The organism is Nocardia sp. BMG51109, assembly GCF_000526215.1.
Taxonomy (GTDB): Bacteria; Actinomycetota; Actinomycetes; order Mycobacteriales; family Mycobacteriaceae; genus Nocardia.
In genome coordinates this window covers 4105718-4128676 of the sequence record NZ_JAFQ01000004.1, presented here as the reverse complement: position 1 = coordinate 4128676, position 22959 = coordinate 4105718, and the positions used below count along the sequence as shown (strand labels likewise).

At 69.2% G+C, this 22959-nt stretch carries 1 protein-coding gene and 1 pseudogene; both read right to left on the bottom strand.

Features of this window, described 5'->3' with window-relative positions; all coding sequences use genetic code 11:
* Positions 1 to 194 precede the first annotated feature (194 nt).
* A pseudogene (locus D892_RS0120045) lies at positions 195 to 11276 on the bottom strand (SDR family NAD(P)-dependent oxidoreductase); the annotation flags it as partial.
* 25 nt (positions 11277 to 11301) lie between these two features.
* The gene (locus D892_RS47790; protein ID WP_198036943.1) at positions 11302 to 22953 is read right to left on the bottom strand and encodes a type I polyketide synthase; all 11652 of its coding nucleotides are present in this window, start codon (positions 22951 to 22953) and stop codon (positions 11302 to 11304) included.
* Positions 22954 to 22959: the final 6 nt, after the last annotated feature.

Below are 22959 nucleotides of genomic sequence, written 5' to 3'. Positions count from 1 at the left end.
CCGTCGAGCGCGACGGTCGCCCGGATCAGGAGCGCGGGCGCCCCGATTCGGGTCGACGGCCGCTCGGCGATCAGGCCCAGATACGCACCCATGGTCAGCCAGCTGGAGTCGTCGACGGCCGTGCCGAGGCCACCGCGCCCCAGGATTTCCGCCATCACCGTGGCGAAGACCTGGTTGGTCGTTTCCACTCCGCCCTCGGGCGTGGGGGTGTCGATCATGACGAGACCCACCGGTGCGTCACCCGCCTGCTCGAAGCGCGCGGCCAGCGAATGCGCGATGACACCACCGATCGAATGGCCGATCAGTACGAACGGCGCGGCACCGACGGCGCGGCGGACCGATTGCTCGAGCACCTCGATCGCGGTGTTCCACGACCCCGGCGTCGGCTCGGTTCCGCGATATCCCGGTAGGGAGCAGACCAGCACATCGTGTTCGCCGTCGAAATGGTCGGCGAAACGCATGAACTGGTGTGCGCCCGAGCCGACCACGAAGGACGGCACGCAGACCAGCTTCGGTCGCCGCGTCCCCGACGCGAGTTGTACGACGAATCCGTCTGTTTCGCCCAATTCGGCGGCCGACGCGAACGTGGGACGGAATTTCGATGCGGAGACCAGCCACGGCAAGGTCTCGCCGATCGATCCCGAGGTATAGGCGTGCTGTAGCAGCGTGCCCACTGTCCCCTGGCCATTCGGCTGGACGGGCACGTCGCCGGCCGGTGCCGGTACCGCACCGTCGAGATCCTCGAGCAAGGACCGCGCCATGTCCGCTGCCGTCGGGTGATCGAAGACCAGCGTTGCGGGCAACCGCATCCCGGTCGCCTGGCCGAGCCGGTTGCGCAACTCGACCGCACCGAGCGAATCGATCCCGACATCCTTGAACGGTCGTTCCGGATCGATGGCCTCGGTGGAGGTATATCCCAGCACGGCCGCGACCTGTGTTCGCACCGCCTCCAGGACGATCTGCTCGCGCTCGGCCGGATCAACCCCCGCCAACCGCTGCGCCAGCGATCCGGCGCCGGACTCGCGGCGCACCGGTGTCCGCACCAGCCCACGGAACAACGCGGGCAACAGCCCCCCGCGCGCCTGGGCACGCAACGCGGCCAGGTCCAGGTGGACCGGAACTCGCAGTGCGGCAGACGATTCCAGTGCACGGTCGAACAGTCCGAGTCCCAGTTCGGCGGACACCGGCGTGACGCCCGTGCGCGACAACCGCTCCACGTCGGCCGCCGCGAGCCCGCCCGACATACCGTCCGCCACATCCCACAGGCCCCAGGCGAGCGAGGTCGCGGGCAACCCGGCGGCCCGGCGGTACTGCGCGAGCGCGTCGAGGAAGGAGTTCGCCGCCGCGTAGTTCGCCTGACCGGGGCTACCGATCAAGGCGGCCACCGACGAGAACACGACGAATGCCGAAAGATTCATGCCCGCGGTCGATTCGTGCAGTTGCCAGGCGGCGTCGACCTTCGGCCGCAGCACCCGCTCCATGCGTTCCGGAGTCAGCGATTCGACGAGACCGTCGTCGAGCACACCGGCCGCGTGGATGACCGCGGTCAGCGGACGATCCAGCGAAGCCACCAGCGCGGCCAACTGCTCGCGGTCGGCGACATCACACGCCTCGATCCGCACCGACGCGCCCAGCCCGGCGAGATCGGCCGCCAACGCCGCGGCCCCGTCTGCGTCCGGGCCGCGCCGACTGACCAGGATCAGATGTTCGACGCCGTGCTCGCGCACCAGATGCCGCGCGAACAGTGCGCCCAAACCGCCGGTGCCGCCGGTGATCAGAACCGCTTCCTCCGGCCGCAGCGCCGTGCTGTCCGAGAGCCCCGGCTCGGCGCGGGCCAGCCGCGGCGCGAGCACCCGGCTTCCGCGCACCGCCAGCTGCGGTTCGTCCAGCTCGGCCAGGGTGCCCAAGTCCGGCTCGACGCCATCTGGATCGTCGTCGCCGATATCGACCAGGGCGAATCGGCCCGGATGCTCGGACTGTGCACTGCGCAGCACCCCCCACACCGCGGACCGGGCGAGATCCGGGGCCTCGTCACCCACCGCAACGGCGTTGCGGGTCACCACGATCAGCCGTGTGTCGGCGAGTCGCTCGCTCGCCAGCCACCGCTGGACCAGTTGCAGCGCGTCCGTCCCCGCGGCTCGCGTCGCCGCGGCGACATCATCGCCGACGGCACCCGCTACCGCCACGATTACCGTGTCCGGCGGCTCGACGCCCTCGGTCAGCGTCTGCTCCAGCGCGTCTATTTCCTCGAAATATCTTGTAAAACAGTCGAATTCACCCAGAACCGCGACACTTGCCCGCGCACCGGCACCAGTCGCCACCGGCACCCAGTCGATCTGGAACAGGGATTGCGACGCCCTCTGCCGCCCCCGTTCCAGTTGGGCCTGCTCCACCGGACGGAACCCGAGCCGCTCCATGGTGAGTACGGGAGAGCCGTCCGCGCCGGCGATATCGACCCGGAAGGCGGATTCGCCGAGTGGAACGACGCGCGAACGCACCCCGGAGAACCCCGGCGCGTGCAGCTGGACACCCGACCACGAGAACGGCAGGGTCACCGGCGCACCCGGCACTCGTTCCAGCAGGCCACGGTGTAGCGCGGCGTCGAATACCGCCGGGTGCAGTCCGAAGGCTTCGCCGCCGGTGCCACCGGGCAGCGCCACCTCGGCGTAGAGCTCGCTGCCGACCCGCCACGCCCCGCGCACCGCCTGGAACGCCGGGCCGTAGTCATAGCCGAGATCGGCGGCGTCGGCGTAGAAGTCGTCCAGGGCGACTGGTTCCGCGCCCGCCGGCGGCCATTCGGTCGGCAGCCATGGTGACTCGGCCGAATTCGCCTTCTGCACAAGCCATCCGCGCGCGTGACAGATCGACTCCGGGAGTCGATCCGCGGCGGTCTCCTGCCGCGTGTAGATCGCGATCTCGCGGCGGTCGTCACTCGGCTGACCGATCGTGACCTGAATCTGCCTGGCCACACCCTCTTCCAGGATGAGCGGCGCCGCCAGCACCAGCTCCTCCAGCACCGGGCAGTCGACTCGCTCACCGGCGGACAGCGCCAGTTCGACCAGCGCGGTGCCCGGCACGATGGTCACACCCAGCACCACGTGATCCTGTGTCCACGAATGGGTTTCGGTGGACACACTGCCCGTGAACAGCCACTCGTCACGATCACCCACCGGAACAATGCCTGTCAGCATCGGGTGTTCGATCCGGCCGAGCCCGGCCGCGCCGACGTCACCTGAGGTGCCAGGGGTCAGCCAGTACCGCTGTCGTTGGAACGCGTAGGTGGGCAAGGAAATCCGCTGCGCACCCGAACCCGCATAAAACGCCGGCCAATCCACCCCCACACCAGCCACATGCAACCGGCCCAGAACGCTTGCGAACGCTTCCTGCTCGGACTGGCGTGACCGCAACACCGGCACCACCACAACGTCGTCACGATCCTCCAGCGACTGACCCGCCATCGCCGTCAACACCGCATCCGGACCCACCTCCACAAACCGCCGCACACCCAGCTCATACAGTGCCTCGATACCGTCACCGAACCGGACCGCCCGCCGCGCGTGCTGCACCCAATACCCGGGATCGGTCAGCTGTTGTCCCGCCGGCCGGCCGGACACGTTCGACACCACGGGTATCTGCGGCGCGTTCAGCCGCAAACGCTGTACCACCCGCTCGAACTCGGCGAGCATCGGCTCCATCAAATACGAATGAAACGCATGACTGACCCGCAACCGCGACGTCTTCCGGCCCTGCCACAACGGCAGCCACTCCTCCATCGCTTCCCCGTCGCCCGAGACGACCACCGCCCGAGGGCCATTCACCGCCGCCACATCCAACCGGCCGCCGAACCGTGCCAGCGATTCCACCACCTCACTCTCACCGGCCTCCACAGCCACCATCGCGCCCGTCGCCGGCAACGCCCCCATCAACCGGCCCCGCGCCACCACCAACTCACACGCATCCGACAGCGACAGAACACCGGCGACATGTGCCGCCACGATCTCGCCCACCGAATGCCCCATGACATAGTCCGGCCGGATACCCACCGATTCCAATAACCGGGACAACGCCACCTCGACCGCGAACACCACCACCTGCGTGAACTCGGTCTTGTCCAGCAACGCAGCCGCTGCCGAATTCGGCTCCGCCGACAGCAACTCCCGCACCGAACGACCCATCCGGATGTCCAGGTGTTGACACACCTCATCCAGCGAGGATGAAAAGACCGGGAACGCTTGCGCCAGTTCGGCACCCATCCCGGCACGTTGGGCGCCCTGACCGGTGAACAACAACGCCGTCTTCCCTGCCACCGGGGCGCCCTCGAACACGCTCGGCGCCGGTTCGCCGCCCGCCACCGCGGCCAGCCCCGCCAGCAGTTCCGCACGTCCGGACGCCACCACCGCGGCGCGGTATTCCAGCTGTGCTCGTGTGGACACTTCCGACCAGCCCACATCCAGCGGCGAAACCTCCGGCCGTGCCACCAGATAGGACCGCAACCGCGCCGCCTGCCCCCGCAAACCCGCCACCGACCGACCCGACACCACCACCGGCATCACCTGCTCGTCCTGTTGGTCGCGCAGGACGGACATTTCCACCGGCGCAGAGCCCGCCGCCGACACCGCCGCCTCGGCCGAAGCCTCCTCCAGGACGACATGCGCATTCGTCCCACTCACGCCGAACGACGACACCGCCGCCCGCCGCGGCCGACCATTACGCACCCACTCCCGCGGCTCGGTCAACAACTCGACCTCCCCCGAACCCCAATCCACATGCGGCGACGGCGAATCCACATGCAATGTCGCCGGCAACACCCCATGCCGCAACGCCTGCACCATCTTGATCACACCGGCGATCCCCGACGCTGCCTGTGAATGTCCGATGTTCGACTTGATCGACCCCAACCACAACGGACCATCGACCCGGTCCCGGCCATACGTCGCCAGCAACGCCTGCGCCTCGATCGGATCACCGAGCTTCGTCCCGGTCCCGTGCCCCTCGACCGCATCCACATCGGCGGCGCTCAGTCCCGCATTCGCCAGCGCCCCCCGGATCACCCGCTCCTGCGACGGACCATTCGGCGCCGTCAAACCATTACTCGCACCATCCTGATTCACCGCACTCCCACGCACCACCGCAAGCACCCGATGACCATGACGCCGAGCATCCGAAAGACGCTCCAACACAACAAGACCCACACCATCCGAAAACCCGGTGCCGTCCGCGGCCTCCGCGTACGCCTTACACCGGCCGTCCGGTGACAGACCACGCTGCCTACTGAACTCCGTCAGCACGAACGGTCCGGTCATCAGGGTCGCGCCGCCCGCCAGTGCCATCGAGCACTCGCCGGACCGCAGCGCCTGCACGGCCAGGTGCAACGCCACCGCCGACGACGAGCACGCGGTATCCACCGAGACCGCCGGACCTTCCAACCCGAAACTGTAGGCAAGGCGGCCGGAGGCGACGCTGGTGCTGACGCCGGTGAGGCGGAAACCCTCCACCTGGGCCAGATCACTGGTGGCCGTGGTTCCGTAGTCCGACGCGCCGACACCGCAGAAAACTCCTGTGTCGGTGCCGCGCAACGAGGTCGGATCGATCCCGGCGTCTTCGAACGCCTCCCACGCCGTCTCCAGCAGTAACCGTTGCTGCGGATCCATGCCCAATGCCTCACGCGGGCTGATCCCGAAGAACTCGGCATCGAAATCGGCGACGCCCTCGACGAACCCGGCACCGCGCGTGTAGAAGGTACCGGTCCTAGCCGGGTCCGGGTCGTAGAGTCGCTCGATATCCCAGCCGCGATCGGTAGGCAACCCCGACACCGCATCACGCCCGCCGGCGACCAGATCCCACAACTCGTCCGGCGACGTGATCCCACCCGGATATCGGCACCCCATCCCGACGATCGCCAACGGCTCGGTGGCCGCGGCCCGCCGCTGCCGCGGTTCCGGGCGCGACACGTCCACGGCGCCGGTGATTTCGGTGAGTAGCAGACGAGCGAGCGCCGTCGGCGTCGGATGGTCGAAGACCAAGGTCGCGGGCAGTCTGAGCCCGGCGAGGTTGGTGAGCCGGTTTCGCAATTCGACCGCGCTCAACGAGTCCAGTCCCAGGTCCTGGAAGGCGCGTTCCGGGTCGACCGACGCCGCCGACGCATGCCCGAGCACGGCCGCGACCTGCTCCCGCACCAGTTCGACAACCACCTGCTCACGATCGGACTCCGGCACGTCGGCCAACCGCCGTGCCAGCGAACCGCCGGTCCGCCCGCGCCGGGTGGGCGTCCGGACCAGGCCGCGAAGCAAGGGCGGCAGCATGCCCGTTCGGGAATGGGTCCGCAGGACGGCGAGGTCGAGATCCACCGGGGCCAGCAGCGCCGGCTCGGCACCGACGGCCCGGTCGAACAGTTCGCGCCCGGACTCGGTCGAGAGCGCCCGGACGCCCATCCGCTCGAGCCGTGCCAGCTCCGTCTCGCCGAGGCGGCCCGCGATGCCGCGGGTGTGGTCCCACAGGCCCCAGGCCAGCGAACCGGCCACCCGGCCCTCGGCACGCCGCTTCGCCGCCAACGCGTCCAATCCGGCATTGGCGGCCGCATAAGCCCCTTGTCCCGCACTGCCGATCAACGCCGCCACCGAGGAAAACAACACGAATGCCGACAGCTCGAGATCGGCGGTGAGTTCGTGCAGGTGCAGTGCCGCATCAAGTTTCGGGCCGGCCACCCGCTGCAGTTGCCGCGCGGTCAGTGATTCGATCACACCGTCCTCGAGTACGCCCGCCGCGTGCACCACGGCCGTCAGCGGCCGGTCCATCGAGTTCAGCAGCGTCGCAAGCTGTTCCCGGTCCGACACGTCACAGGCCACGACTTGCGCCGTCGCGCCCGACGATTCGAGCGCCGCGACCAGCTCGTCCACCCCTTCCGCTTCCGGACCGCGACGACTCACGAGGAGCAGATGTCGTGCGCCGTGGTGTTCGGCCAGGTGTTCGGCGAACAGCGCGCCCAAACCACCTGTCCCGCCGGTGATCAGGACGGTTCCTTCCGGGTCCAACGGTGTCGCGGCAGGCTGGGCCGGTGCGCGGACGAGCCGTGGTGCGAGCACCCGGCCCTCTCGCACCGCCAGCTGCGGCTCGTCGAGCTCGAGCAGTGCGCCCCAGTCCGGCGTGCTGTCACTGTCGACATCGGCGAGCAGGACTCGGCCGGGATGTTCGGATTGCGCGCTGCGCACCAATCCCCAGATCGGTGCCTGGACGAGATCCGGCCGTTCGTCGTGCACGGCCACCGCGGCACGAGTCGCGACGACAAGCCTCGTCTCGGCGGGCCATTCACCGGTCAACCAGCTCTGGAGCAGTTCGAGCGTCTGCTCGGTCACGGTGTGGGACATCGCGACGGTGTCGGCGTCCTCGGGTGAAACAACCTCGGCAACAACGATATCCGGAGTTTCCCCGTCGTCGGCGAGCCCCTGTCGCAGCGCGTCGAGGCCGGCCGCCGTGGCCGCGTCCAGGTGCGTGACGCGCATCTGCCGCTGCTCGGCGGCGGTCACCTCGGTCCACTCGACCCGGAACAGCGCATGCTGCCCGCCGGCTCGTTGCGCGGCCCCGAGTTGCGCCGAATCGATCGGGCGCATATCGAGCCTGGTCACCGCGGCAACCGGCTCGCCGAGTTCGGTCACGATATCGGCGCGCACGGCCGAGTCCCCGGCGGCGACGATCCGCACGCGTACCCGGGATCGGCCCGGATTCACGAGTCGCACACCGGACCACGAGAACGGCAGCAGTGCGGACGTTTCGGTGTCCTGTCCGAGCAGACCGCCGTGGATGGCGGCGTCGAAGAGGGCCGGGTGCAGACCGAAGGGTTCACCGCCGGTGTCATCGGGCAGCGCGACCTCGGCGTAGAGCTCATCGCCTGCTCGCCACGCCGCTCGAATACCCTGGAATGTCGGACCGTAGTCGTAGCCGAGATCGGCAGTGCGCGAATAGAAATCGTCCACGGCGACCGATTCCGCATCGGCGGGCGGCCATTCGGTGGGCTCCCACCAGGTCACGGTCGAATCCACCTCGGGAGCAAGCCAACCGCGCCCGTGGCAAATGGATTCCGAGGGGGAATCGGCATCGCGCGCCTCCGGGCGGGTGTACACGGCAATCTCCCGACGGCCGTCGGCCTCGGCCTGGCCGACCGTGATCTGCACGTGGCGGGTCGCGCCCGCATCGAGGATGAGCGGCGCCTCGAGCACCAACTCGTCCAGCACCGGGGTGTCCACCTCGCGTCCGGCGGCCAACGCCAGCTCGACCAGCGCGGTACCCGGCACGATGGTCACACCCAGCACCACATGATCCTGTGTCCACGACTGGGTTTCGGTAGACAGACTGCCGGTGTACAACCACTCGTCACGATCACCGACCGGTGCCGAGGCGGCCAGAATCGGGTGTTCCACATGACCGAGCCCGACACCGGCGGCGGTACCCATCGGTGCGACGGCATCCAGCCAATACCGTTGTCGTTGGAATGCATACGTAGGCAAAGAGATCCGCCGCGCACCCGTATCCGCGTAGAACGCCGGCCACTCCACCCCCACACCCGCAACATGTAACCGGCCCAGAACGCTTGCGAACGCTTCCTGCTCGGACTGGCGTGACCGCAACACCGGCACCACCACAACGTCGTCACGATCCTCCAGCGACTGACCCGCCATCGCCGTCAACACCGCATCCGGACCCACCTCCACAAACCGCCGCACACCCAGCTCATACAGTGCCTCGATACCGTCACCGAACCGGACCGCCCGCCGCGCGTGCTGCACCCAGTACCCCGGATCACACATCTCTTCGCCGGCCGGTCGGCCCGACCCGTTCGACACCACCGGCATCCGCGGCGTACCGAACTCCACACCCCGCACCACCGCCTCGAACTCCTCGAGCATCGGCTCCATCAGATGGGAGTGGAACGCATGACTCACCCGCAACCGCGACGTCTTCCGGCCCTCCCACCGCGGCAGCCACTCCTCGATCGCGTCCGCATCACCCGACACGACCACCGCCCGAGGACCATTCACCGCCGCGATATCCAACCGGCCACCGAACCGGGTAAGAGACTCCACAACCTCACCCTCACCGGCTTCCACCGCCACCATCGCACCCGTCGCGGGCAACGCCCCCATCAACCGGCCCCGCGCCACCACCAACTCACACGCATCCGAGAGTGACAACACCCCCGCCACATACGCCGCCACAATCTCCCCCACCGAATGACCCACCACACAATCCGGCCGCACACCCACCCACTCCAGCAACCGCACCAACGCCACCTCAACAGCGAACAACACCACCTGCGTGAACTCCGTCGCGTCCAACAGGGCAGCCTCCGCCGAACCTTCCTCCGCCGACATCAACTCCCGCACCGAACGACCCACCCGTGGGTCCAGGTGCCCGCACACCTCATCCAACGCGGACGCGAACACCGGGAACGCCCCCGCCAACTCCACACCCATCCCGGCCCGCTGCGCACCCTGACCGGTAAACAGAAACGCCGTCTTCCCCGGAACAGGAGCCCCCTCGAACACACCCGCCCCAGGCTCACCCTCCGCAAGCGCGGCCAACCCCGCCAGCAACTCCGCACGCCCAGGCGCCACCACCCCAGCGCGATACTCCAACTGCGCCCGCGTCGACACCCCCGACCAGCCCACATCCAACACCGAAACCTCAGGCCGCCCAACCAGAAACGACCGCAACCGCGCCGCCTGCCCCCGCAAACCCGCCGCCGACCGACCCGACACCACCACCGGCACAGGCCCCTCAACCACCGGAGCCGCCTGCACCGGCACCACCGACCGCGACACCGGCGCACCGCCCCCCACCACTGAACTACCTTCGACGGGCACAACCGCCTCGGCCGCGCCGATCCCCTCCGTCAGAGCAGCCGCCTCCTCCACAATCACGTGCGCATTCGTGCCACTCACCCCGAACGACGAAATACCGGCGCGGCGCGGATGGCCGTTCGACGACCACTCCCGCGCCTCGGTCAACAACTCGACCTCCCCCGAACCCCAATCCACATGCGGCGACGGCGAATCCACATGCAACGTCGCCGGCAACACCCCATGCCGCAACGCCTGCACCATCTTGATCACACCCGCCACACCGGCCGCCGTCGACGTATGCCCGATATTCGACTTGATCGACCCCAACCACAGCGGCCCCGCAGTACGCTCACGCCCATACGTCGCCAGCAACGCCTTCGCCTCGATCGGGTCACCCAGCCTCGTCCCCGTCCCGTGACCCTCCACCGCATCCACATCACCCGGACCCAGCCCCGCATTCGCCAGCGCGGCACGGATCACCCGCTCCTGCGACGGACCATTCGGCGCCGTCAACCCATTACTCGCACCATCCTGATTCACCGCACTCCCACGCACCACCGCAAGCACCTGATGACCATTACGCCGAGCATCCGAAAGACGCTCCAACACAACAAGACCCACACCATCGGAGAACCCGGTCCCATCCGCGGCCGCCGCATACGACTTACACCGGCCGTCGGGCGACAGACCACGCTGCCTACTGAACTCGGTCAGCAGGAACGGACTCGACATCACTGTCACACCGCCGGCCAACGCCATCGAGCATTCGCCCGAACGCAGCGCCTGCGCCGCCATGTGCAACGCCACCAGCGATGACGAGCACGCGGTGTCCACCGAGACCGTCGGCCCCTCGAATCCGAAGGTGTAGCTCAGCCGTCCCGACACCACCGCCGTCGCGGCTCCCGTCAGGCGGAAGCCCTCCACGTGAGGCCGGCTACCGCCGGTCACCGTCGCGTAGTCGGTGGCTCCGACACCACAGAAGACTCCGGTATCGCTGCCGCGCAACGAGATCGGATCAATGCCCGCGACCTCCAGCGCCTCCCACGCCACCTCGAGCAGCAGCCGCTGCTGCGGATCCATCGCCAGCGCCTCACGCGGACTGATCCCGAAGAACTCGGCATCGAAATCACCCGGCCGCTCCAGGAAACCACCACCACGCGTGTACACCGTCCCCGCATGATCCGGATCCGGATCGTAGAGCCGCTCCACATCCCAGCCACGATCGGTCGGCAACCCCGACACCGCATCACGCCCGCCCGCAACCAGATTCCACAACTCGTCCGGCGAGGAAACCCCGCCCGGGTACCGGCACCCCATACCTACAATCGCCAACGGCTCGGTGGCCGCTGCGAGCAACCGCCGGTTCTGCTGCCGGAGCCGATCGGTCTCCTTGAGCGAGCTGCGCAGCGCCTCGACGAGGTCGTTCTTCTCGGTGGCCATGCCTATTCCTCGTTGTCGCAGGTACTCATGCCATGTCTTCCTGTGCCATTCGGATCAGGGCGTCGGCGTCCATGTCATCGATCGACTCGGCGTCCCCGTTCTCCGACGAGTCCTCGTCGGGATCCGCGTTCGCGAGGTCACGCAGCGTCTCCAGCAGCCCGGCCCGGCGCAGGCGGTCGATCGGCACGGCGGCGAGCAGGGCGCGAATCTCGTCGTCCGCCGACCGCGTCCGGATCTCGGGAACGGCGTTCGGCTCCACCTCGGTGAGCAGCAACCGCACGATCGCCGCCGGCGTCGGATGGTCGAAGACCAGCGTCGCGGGCAATCGGACCCCGGTGTTCTTGCCGAGCCGGTTGCGCAGTTCGACCGCGGCGAGCGAGTCGAAGCCGATCTCCTGGAAGGCTCGCTGCGGGTCGATCGCGGCTGCCGACGCATGCCCCAACACGGCAGCCACCTCTCCACGCACCAGGTCCAGCACGACCTGCTCGCGGTCGGCCTCGGCGACGCCCGCCAGCCGATGTGCCAATGATCCCGTGGAATCGGCGCGCCGGGCCCGGCCCAATCCGCGCAGCAGGGCGGGCAGCATGCCCGCGCGTGCCTGCGCCTGGAGCGCCGCCTGGTCGAGCCGCACCGGCGCCAGCAACGGAACGTCCAGCCCGAGGGCCAGGTCGAACAATTCGAGCCCGAGTTCGGCGTCCATCGCGCCGATACCGGTGCGCTTCAGCCGGGCGAGTTCGGCCGCACCGAATTCGCCTGCCATGCCGCCCGTTTCAGCCCAGACACCCCAGGCCAGCGCGGTCGCAGCCGACCCTTCGGCGCGGCGCACGGCCGCAAGGGCGTCGAGGGTCGCGTTGGCGGCGGCGTAGTTCGCCTGACCCGGGTTGCCCAGGAGCGCGGCCGTGGAGGAGAACAACACGAAGGCCGACAACTCCAGCCCGGCGGTCAATTCGTGTAGATGCAGTGCCGCATCGACTTTCGGGCGCAGCACGCGGTCCAGCCGTTCGGGTGTCAGCGATTCGACAAGGCCGTCGTCGAGGACGCCAGCCGCGTGGACGACCGCCGTCAGTGGTTGCTCCAGTGTGCCGAGCAGTCGCTCGAGCTGGTCGCGGTCCGCGACATCGCACGCCGCGACCCGCGCCTCGGCGCCCAGCAGCGCCAGGTCGGCGACCAGCGCGTCGGCGCCGTCTGCCGCCGGGCCCCGCCGGCTCACCAACAACAGATTCTTGGCGCCGTATCGCTGCGCCAGATGCCTGGCGAACAGCGCACCGAGACCGCCGGTACCACCGGTGATCAACACCGTGCCACTCGGATCCATCGGGGCCGCAACAGGTTCGGCCGTTACTCGGGCCAGCCGCGGTGCCAGCACCCGTCCCGCTCGCACCGCCAGCTGCGGTTCGTCGGCGCCGAGGATCGCGGCCCAGTCGACGGCCGTGTCGACATCGGCGTCGACCAGCAGGAACCGGCCCGGATGTTCCGATTGGACGCTGCGCAGCAATCCGGGAACCGGCGCCATCGCCACGCTCGGCGCCTCGCCACCCACGGCCATCGCACGCCGCGTGACCACGACAAGCCTTGTGTCGGTGAGCCATTCGCTGGTCAGCCAGCGCTGTACCAGCTCGAGTGCCCGGCCGGTGGTCAACCGCACGGCCGCGGCGAGATCGGTGCCCTGAAGCACGTCGTCGAACGCGAGGAGCACCGCGTCCGGTGCCTGCCCGCCCTCGGCCAGCGCCCGCTCCAGCGCATCCAGATCGGCGAACCGCTCGCCTTCGGCTGCGAGTTCGCCGAGGACCACGATCCGTACCGGCGCGGCGGCGCCCGTCACAGGACTCCAATCGAGCCCGAACAGCGAATTCCGGGTCGCGCGACGACCGTTCGTGAGCTGCGACGGTTCCACCGGACGCATGTCGAGTCGATCCATCCGCAATACCGGCTCGCCCTGCTCGCTCGTGATGTCGACGCGCAGCGCGGTGCCGTCCGCCGGGCTGATCCGCGCGCGGACCCGGGAAAGCCCGGGTGTGCCCAGGCGTACGCCCGACCACGAGAACGGCAGCACCGCCGCGACTTCGGAGCCCTGCTGCAACAGTCCGCCGTGCATGGCGGCATCGAACAGTGCCGGATGGATACCCCATCCGGCTCCGCCGGCGTCGTCGGGCAGCGCTACTTCGGCATAGACGTCGTCGCCGGCGCGCCACACCGCGTGCACGCCCTGGAACATCGGGCCGTAGTCGTATCCGAGATCGGCCATCCCCGCGTAGAGCACATCCGGCGACGCGGGCTCGGCTCCGGCGGGCGGCCATTCGGTGTCTCGGGCACGTAGCGGTTCGTGATCCGGTGCCAGTACGCCGCGCGCATGGCAGGTCATCTCCGCAGGTTCGGTATCCGCCCCGGCCTCGGGTCGGGTATAGATCGCGACCTCACGGCGATCGTCGCCATCGGCCTGGCCGACGGTGACCTGCACCTGGCGGGTGGCTCCGGCATCGAGCAGCAGCGGTGCCTCGAGCACCAGTTCCTCGACGACCGGACTTGCGACCTCGCGTCCGGCGGCCAACGCCAGCTCGACCAGCGCGGTACCCGGCACGATGGTCACACCCAGCACCACGTGATCCTGTGTCCACGACTGGGTTTCGGTAGACAGGCTGCCGGTGAACAACCACTCGTCACGATCACCCACCGGAACAATGCCTGTCAGCATCGGGTGTTCGATCCGGCCGAGCCCGGCCGCGCCGACGTCACTCGTGCCTACGCCCGGAGCCAGCCAGAAACGTTCGCGCTGGAATGCGTAGGTGGGCAACGAGATCCGCTGAGCACCCGAACCCGCATAAAACGCCGGCCAATCCACCCCCACACCAGCCACATGCAACCGGCCCAGAACGCTTGCGAACGCTTCCTGCTCCGACTGGCGTGACCGCAGTACAGGCACCACCACAACATCCGTCCGCTCCTCCAGCGACTGCCCCGCCATCGCCGTCAACACCGCATCCGGACCCACCTCCACAAACCGGCGCACACCGAGCTCATACAGGGTGGCCACACCGTCGCCGAACCGCACCGCCCGGCGCACATGCTCCACCCAATACCCCGGGTCGCTCATCTCCTCACCCACCGGCTCACCCGACACGTTCGACACCACCGGAATACGCGGCACACCCAACCGCAAACGCTGTACCACCCGCTCGAACTCGGCGAGCATCGGCTCCATCAAATACGAATGAAACGCATGACTCACCCGCAACCGCGACGTCCTGCGGCCCTCCCACACCGGCAGCCACTCCTCGATGGCTTCCGCATCACCCGAGACGACCACCGCCCGAGGACCATTCACCGCCGCCACATCCAACCGGCCCACAAACCCAGCAAGAGACTCCACAACCTCACCCTCACCGGCCTCCACCGCCACCATCGCACCCGTCGCGGGCAACGCCCCCATCAACCGGCCCCGCGCCACCACCAACTCACACGCATCCGAGAGTGACAACACCCCCGCCACATACGCCGCCACAATCTCCCCCACCGAATGACCCACCACACAATCCGGCCGCACACCCACCGACTCCAGCAACCGGAACAACGCCACCTCGACCGCGAACAACACCACCTGCGTGTATTCCGTCTCGTCCAGCAGACCCGCTTCCGCGGAGTCCGGTGCCGCCGACATCAATTCCCGCACCGAACGACCCACACGGGCATCCAAGTGCTCGCACACCTCATCCAACGCCGAAGCAAACACCGGGAACGCCCCAGCCAGCTCCACACCCATCCCGGCCCGCTGCGCACCCTGACCGGTAAACAGAAACGCCGTCTTCCCCGGAACAGGAGCCCCCTCGAACACACCCGCCCCAGGCTCACCCTCCGCAAGCGCGGCCAACCCCGCCAGCAACTCCGCACGCCCGGACGCCACCACCGCAGCGCGATACTCCAACTGCGCCCGCGTCGACACCTCCGACCAGCCCACATCCAACAGCGAAACCTCCGGCCTCGCAACAAGATACGACCGCAACCGCGCCGCCTGACCCCGCAACCCCGCCACCGACCGACCCGACACCACCACCGGCACCATCAGCTCGTCCCGCCCATCCGACGCCACCTGCACCGGCCCCTCGGCCAGGGCTCCCGCTACCACGGGTCCCGCTACCGGCGCCTCCTCCACAATCACGTGCGCATTCGTGCCACTCACCCCGAACGACGAAATACCGGCGCGGCGCGGATGGCCGTTCGACGACCACTCCCGCGCCTCGGTCAACAACTCGACCTCCCCCGAACCCCAATCCACATGCGGCGACGGCGAATCCACATGCAACGTCGCCGGCAACACCCCATGCCGCAACGCCTGCACCATCTTGATCACACCCGCCACACCGGCCGCCGTCGACGTATGCCCGATATTCGACTTGATCGACCCCAACCACAGCGGCCCCGCAGTACGCTCACGCCCATACGTCGCCAGCAACGCCTTCGCCTCGATCGGGTCACCCAGCCTCGTCCCCGTCCCGTGACCCTCCACCGCATCCACATCACCCGGACCCAGCCCCGCATTCGCCAGCGCGGCACGGATCACCCGCTCCTGCGACGGACCATTCGGCGCCGTCAACCCATTACTCGCACCATCCTGATTCACCGCACTCCCACGCACCACCGCAAGCACCTGATGACCATTACGCCGAGCATCCGAAAGACGCTCCAACACAACAAGACCCACACCATCGGAGAACCCGGTCCCATCCGCGGCCGCCGCATACGACTTACACCGGCCGTCCGGCGACAGACCACGCTGCCTACTGAAGTCGATCAGCAGCGAGGGCTCGGTCAGCAGCGACACACCACCGACCAACGCCAGCGAGCACTCACCGGCGCGTAACGACTGCGCGGCCAGGTGCAACGCCACCAGCGACGACGAGCAGGCGGTGTCGATCGACAGTGCCGGGCCCTCCAGTCCGAGGCTGTAGGCGATCCGGCCGGCGACGACGCTGGTGGTCGCGCCGGTCAGGTAATAGCCCTCCAGCTCCGGCGGCATCGACCCGCCGTAGCCCGCGGGGGCCACACCGGCAAAGATTCCGGTGTCGGTGCCGCGCAACGAGATCGGATCGATCCCGGCGTTCTCGAGCGCCTCCCACGCCGACTCGAGCAGCAGCCGTTGCTGCGGATCCATGCCCAGCGCCTCGCGCGGGCTGATGCCGAAGAACGCCGCGTCGAAGTCGGCGACGCCGTCGACGAACCCGCCGCCCTCGGTGTAGTAGGTGCCCTGGTGATCCGGGTCCGGGTCGTAGAGACGTTCGAGATCCCAGCCGCGATCTGTCGGCAGCGGCGATACCGCGTCACGTCCCTCGGCGACCAGGTCCCACAGCTCGTCCGGGGAGCCGACTCCACCGGGATAGCGGCAGCCCATACCGACGATCACCACCGGGTCACCGGTCTCCGTGCGCCGTGGCGCGGCCGGCCGCGGGGCCTCGGCGACACCGCCGATCTCGCTGAGCAGCAACCGCGCCACCGCATTCGGGGTGGGGTGGTCGAAGACCAGCGTCGCGGGCAGTCGCAGACCGGTGAGCTGGGTCAGCCTGTTGCGCAACTCGACCGCGCTCAGCGAGTCGAAGCCGATCTCCTTGAAGGCCCGGTCCGCGGCGATCGCGTCGGCCGATGCGTATCCGAGTACCGAGGCCACCTGCGTCCGGACGAGTTCCAGCGCGACCCGCACCCGGTCGGCCTCGCTCACTCCGGCCAGGCGCGCCGTCAGCGAGCCGCCCGCGGCTTCGCCGCGTCGCGCGGGGGCACGGACCAGACCGCGCAGCAGCGCCGGGAGCATGCCTGCCCGCGCCTGGGTGCGCAGCGAGAGGAGATCGAGGTGCACCGGGGCCAGCAGCGCGTCCGCCGAATCCAGTGTCCGGTCGAAGAGTTCGAGCCCTGATTCGGCGGACAGCGGCCGCACGCCCGTTCGCTCCAGCCGGGTCATCTCCGCGGCGTCGAGCGCACCGGTCATGCCGGTCGCGTCGGCCCACAGGCCCCAGGCCAGTGAGAGGCCCGCCCGCCCTTGGGCCCGTCGCTGGGCCGCCAGCGCATCCAGGCCCGCGTTCGCCGCCGCGTAGCCACCCTGGCCGGCACTGCCGATCAACGCGGCGACCGAGGAGAACAGCACGAACGCCGACAGATCCAGATCCGCGGTCAACTCGTCGAGGTGCAGTGCCGCCCGGAGCTTCGGCTCCAGCACGCGGTGCAATCGTTCGGGGGTCAGCGACTCGATCACCCCGTCGTCGAGCACACCGGCGGCGTGCACGACAGCCGTCAACGGGCGATCGATCGAATCCAACAGCGCGGCAAGCTGTTTCCGGTCCGACACGTCACATGCCACGACCCGCGCCGCGGTCCCCGCCGACTCCAGTTCGGCGATCAACTCGGTCGCACCCGCCGCCGCGGGACCGCGACGGCTCGCCAGCACGAGCTCCCCCACCTCATGGCGCTCGGCCAGGTGCCTGGCGACCAGCGCGCCCAAGCCGCCGGTCCCGCCCGTGATCAGCACGGCGCCGTGCGGATCGAGCGGTGCGGGCACGGTCAGAACGAGTTTGCCGACATTGGCGCCCTCCCGCAGGAACCGCAGTGCCGCGGCACCGTCGCGCACGTCCCAGGCCCGAATCGCCGGATGCCTGAGCACACCGCGCTCGAACAACTCGACAATCTCGCCGAGCAACCGCTGCACACGCTCTACACCGGCCGCGTCGAAGGTGTCGAACGCCCGGTACCGCACGCCCGGATGTGTCTCGGCGACAACCCCGGGATCGCGGACGTCGGCCTTACCCATGTCGATGAACCGCCCACCGCGCGAGAGCAGATCCAGCGTCGCGTCGATGAACGGACCGGCGAGCGCGTTGAGTACCACGTCGACTCCCGCGCCACCGGTCTGCTCCAGGAAGGCGTCACGGAAGCCGTGGTCCCGCGACGAGCCGAGATGGTCATCGGGAATACCGAAGGCGCGCAACGTATCCCATTTCTCCGGGCTCGCCGTCGCGAATACGTCCGCACCCAGGTGGCGAGCGATCTGCACCGCCGCCGATCCGACGCCGCCCGCGCCGGCGTGCACCAGCACCCGTTCCCCGGCCCGTACTTCCGCCAGTTCGACGAGCCCGATGTATGCGGTCAGATATGCCACGGGCACCGCGGCGGCCTGGGCGAAGGTCCAGCCCGCCGGGATCGGCCGGAGCAGGCGCCGATCGGTGACCGCCAGCGGACCGAACGATTCCAGCGCCAGGCCGAATACCCGGTCTCCCGGCGCGAGATCGCTTACCTCGGAACCGACTTCGAGCACGACCCCCGCGGCCTCACTGCCCAGCGGCGCGTCATCCGGATAGGTGCCGAGCGCGATCAGCACGTCACGGAAGTTCACGCCCGCGGCCCGCACCCCGATCCGGACCTCCCCCGGAGTCAGCGCCCTGTCACCGTCCGACGGCACGATCGCCAGATTCTCCAGCGACCCGTGCTGCCCGATCGACAACCGCCATGCCAGGCCCTGTGGCCCGGTGGGCACCCGGCCGAGCCGGGGTGCGAGCACGGCGCCGCCGCGCATCGCGAGCTGGGGTTCGTCGAGAGAGAGAAGCGCGCCCCACTCCGGCTCGTCGCCGTCGTCGAGATCGACCAGCACGAACCGCCCCGGATGCTCGGACTGGGCGCTGTGCACCAGACCCCACGCCGCGGCCTGCGCGGTGTCCGGAACATCGCCGCCGACCGGGACCGCGCCGTGCGTGACGACGAGAAGCTGTGCGTCGGTGAGCCATTCGCTGGACAACCACCGCTGCACCAGGGCGAGGGTCGCGGTGGCGACCGCCTGCGCGTCCGCGGAGCCCACCGGATTCTGCACCGCGGCGAGAACCGCGTCGGGCACCGCGGCACCGTCCGCGAGTGCCTGCTCGAGCGCATCGAGATCCGCGAATCGCGCACCCGCGCCGGTGAAGTCACCGAGGGCCGACACCCGCGCCGTCGAGGTTCCGGCGGTCACCGTGGTCCAGTCGACCCGCCAGAGCGAATTTCCCCGATCGCCGTCGGCACGGTCGAGCTGTCCCGGTTCCACCTCACGGAAGACGAGCTTGGCGATGCTGCCCACCGGCTCACCGTGCTCCCCGACGATGTCCACGTGCAGCGCGGCGTCGCCCGCCGGGGTGATCCGCACGCGCGCCCCGGTCGGCCCGGTCGCGCCGAGCCGAACGCCCGACCACGAGAACGGCAGCACCACCGCATTGCCCGGTACCTTCTCGAGCAGTCCCCCGTGCAGCGCGGCATCGAACAGACCCGGGTGGAGGGCGAAGCCGGCGTCGTCGGTGCCGTCCGGCAGCGCGATATCGGCGTAGACCTCGCTGCCGCGCCGCCACACCGCACGCACGCCCCGGAACGTCGGGCCGTAGTCGTACCCCAGGTCGGACATGCCCGTGTACAGCGCGTCCACCGATTGCGGCTCGGCGCCCTCCGGCGGCCATGCCTGCGGCCACGGGGCGACCGGCTCGGATTCGATGCCGAGCCAGCCACTACCGTGCCTGGTCGGCTCGGCGTCCTCGACGCCACCGCCTTCCTCGACGCCACCGCCTTCGGGCCACGAGTAGACCGCGAATTCCCGTCGGCCGTCGGCCCCGGGCCTCCCCACGGTGATCTGCAGTTGCCGGACGGCGTCATCGTCCAATACCAGCGGCGCCTCCAGCACCAGTTCGTCGAGCACCGCACAGCCCGTCGCGCGACCGGCCGCCAGGATCGCCTCGACGAAGGCCACCCCGGGCACGACGACAGTGCCGAGCACCACGTGATCCCGGGTCCAGGGCTGTGCGTCCTGCGAAATCCGACCGGTGTACACCCACTCGTCCCGGTCACCGACCCGCATCACGGCCGTGAGCATCGGATGCTCGACCGGGCTCAGCCCCGGGGCGCTCACCTCCCCGAAGCCCGCACTCGGCGCGAGCCAGAACCGTTGCCGCTGAAACGCATACGTCGGCAGGGCGACCCGCTCGGCCCCGCGGTTCGCGAAGTACGCAGACCAGTCCACCGCGACTCCACCGGCGTGCGCCTCGGCCACCGACAGCACGAAGCGCCGGAGACCGCCTTCGTCGCGGCGGAGCGAACCGACCACCGCCGCCCGGCCCGGTCCGGCGTGCGCCTCAATCGTCGCGTCGACGGCCATCGCCAGCACCGGGTGTGGGGAGATCTCCACGAAACAGCTCGCGCCGTGGTCCACCAACGCTCGAACCGCCGGTTCGAAACCCACGCGGCCGCGCAGGTTGCGGTACCAGTACCCGGCATCCAGCGTCGCGGTGTCGACGAAGTCGCCGACCACGGTGGAGTAGAACGGGATTCGACCGGATACCGGAGCAACCGTGTCCAGTAGTCCGCGCAACTCGTCCTCGATGGTCGCGACCTGGGCCGAATGCGAGGCGTAGTCCACCGCGATCCGCCGCGCCCGGATGTCCGCGCCCTCGCACGCGGCCACCAGTTCGTCCAGCGCCGCCGGTTCCCCGGAAACCACCACGGCCGCCGGACCGTTCACCGCTGCCACAGCCGCCCGGCCGGCATACGGTTCGAGCAGTTTCTCGACCCGCTCTACCGGCAGCGCGATCGACACCATGCCACCGCCACCGGCCAGCCGCGACCCGATCAACCGCGACCGCAAGGCGACGATCCTGGCGGCGTCCCGCAGCGAAAGCCCACCGGCAATGTAGGCCGCGGCGATCTCTCCCTGCGAATGCCCTACCACCGCAATCGGTTCCACACCGTAGGAGCTCCAGAGCCGAGCCAGCCCGGCCATCACCGCGAACAGCACCGGCTGTACGACGTCGACCCGCTCCAGCGACGGAGCATCCGGTTCGCCTCGCAACACGTCCCGCAGCGGCCAATCCACGAACTCCGACAACGCCTCTGCACAGGCGGCGATCTCGTCGGCGAACACGGGTGCGGATGCCAACAGCTCCACCGCCATTCCCGCCCACTGCGCGCCCTGGCCGGGGAACACGAAGACCGCCTTGCCGCCGACCACCTGCCCCGCAACGACATTCGCCGCCGGCTCGGATGAACTCAATGCCTCGAGTCCCGCGAGCAACTCGGCACGGTCCGAGGCCACCACCACGCCGCGGCACTCCAGCTGTGCCCGCGTCGAAACCTCCGAGAACCCGACATCGAGCAGCGAAACCTCGGGCCGCTCGAGCAGAGACGCCCGCAAACGTGCCGCCTGCGCACGCAGCGCGGCCTCGGTCCGTGCCGACACCGGCACGGGCACCACCGACAACGGTTCGCCGGCGCTCTCGGTCGTCCGCTCCGTGGCGGGTGCCTCCTCCACGATCAAGTGCGCGTTCGTGCCGCCCACCCCGAACGACGAAATACCTGCCCGTCGCGGGCGCTCGTTCCTCGGCCAATCCCGCGCCTCGGTCAGCAGTTCGACCCGCCCGGAACCCCAATCCACATGTGGTGACGGCGAATCCACGTGCAGGGTCGGCGGCAGCACCTCGTGACGCAGCGCCTGGACCATCTTGATCACGCCGGCCACCCCGGCCGCGGTGGAGCTGTGCCCGATATTCGATTTGATCGAGCCGAGCCACAGCGGGCCGTTCGGCCGGTCCTTGCCGTACGTCGCGAGCAACGCCTGCGCCTCGATCGGATCGCCGAGCTTGGTCCCGGTGCCGTGCCCCTCCACGACGTCGACATCCGCGGCGTTCAGGGCGGCATTCGTCAGCGCCTGGCGGATCACCCGCTCCTGCGAGGGACCGTTCGGCGCGGTCAGCCCGTTGCTCGCGCCGTCCTGATTCACCGCGCTGCCGCGCACCACCGCCAACACCTGATGACCCTTGCGCTGGGCATCCGAGAGCCGTTCCAGCACAACCAGGCCCAGGCCGTCGGAGAATCCGGTCCCATCCGCGGCGGCCGCGTACGGCTTGCACCGGCCATCCGGTGCGAGTGCCCGCTGCCTGCTGAACTCCAGGAACAAGAACGGCCCCGACAGCACGGTCACGCCGCCGACCAACGCCAGTGCACACTCCCGTGCCCGCAGTGCTTGCGAGGCCAGGTGCAGCGCCACCAGCGAGGAGGAGCAGGCGGTGTCCACCGATACCGAGGGGCCTTCCAGCCCGAGGGTGTAGGAGATGCGCCCCGACACGACGCTGGTCGTCGACCCGGTCAGCCGGAAGCCCTCCAGATGTGGCAGCGCGCCCGCGGGTACCGACGCGTAGTCGGAGGCGCCCACACCGCAGAACACTCCGGTATCGGTGCCGCGCAATGACATCGGGTCGATACCCGCGTCCTCGAACGCCTCCCACGCCGACTCCAGCAGCAATCGTTGCTGCGGGTCCATCGCCAGCGCTTCGCGGGGGCTGATGCCGAAGAACTCGGCGTCGAAATCGCTGACGCCGTCGACGAATCCGCCCACTCGCGTGTAGGCGGTTCCCGCCCGGTCGGGATCCGGATCGTAGAGCCGCTCCAGGTCCCAGCCCCGGTCGGTCGGCAGTGCCGACATGCCGTCCCGGCCGTCCGCAACCAGCTCCCACAGCTCCTGCGGCGAGTCGACCCCGCCCGGGTACCGGCAGCTCATGCCGACGATCGCCAGCGGTTCGCTCGCACGATCCTCGTACTCGCGCAGTCTCGCTCTGGCGTCGCTGAGATCGACGGCGACCTTCTTCAGGTACCGAACGAGCTTCTCGTGCTGGGGATCCGTGCTGTCTTCGCTCATGCTCTC

Coding starts and splice junctions, on each gene's coding strand:
- D892_RS47790 (WP_198036943.1), bottom strand. CDS start 22,953: ATGAGCGAAGACAGCACGGATCCCCAGCACGAGAAGCTCGTTCGGTAC.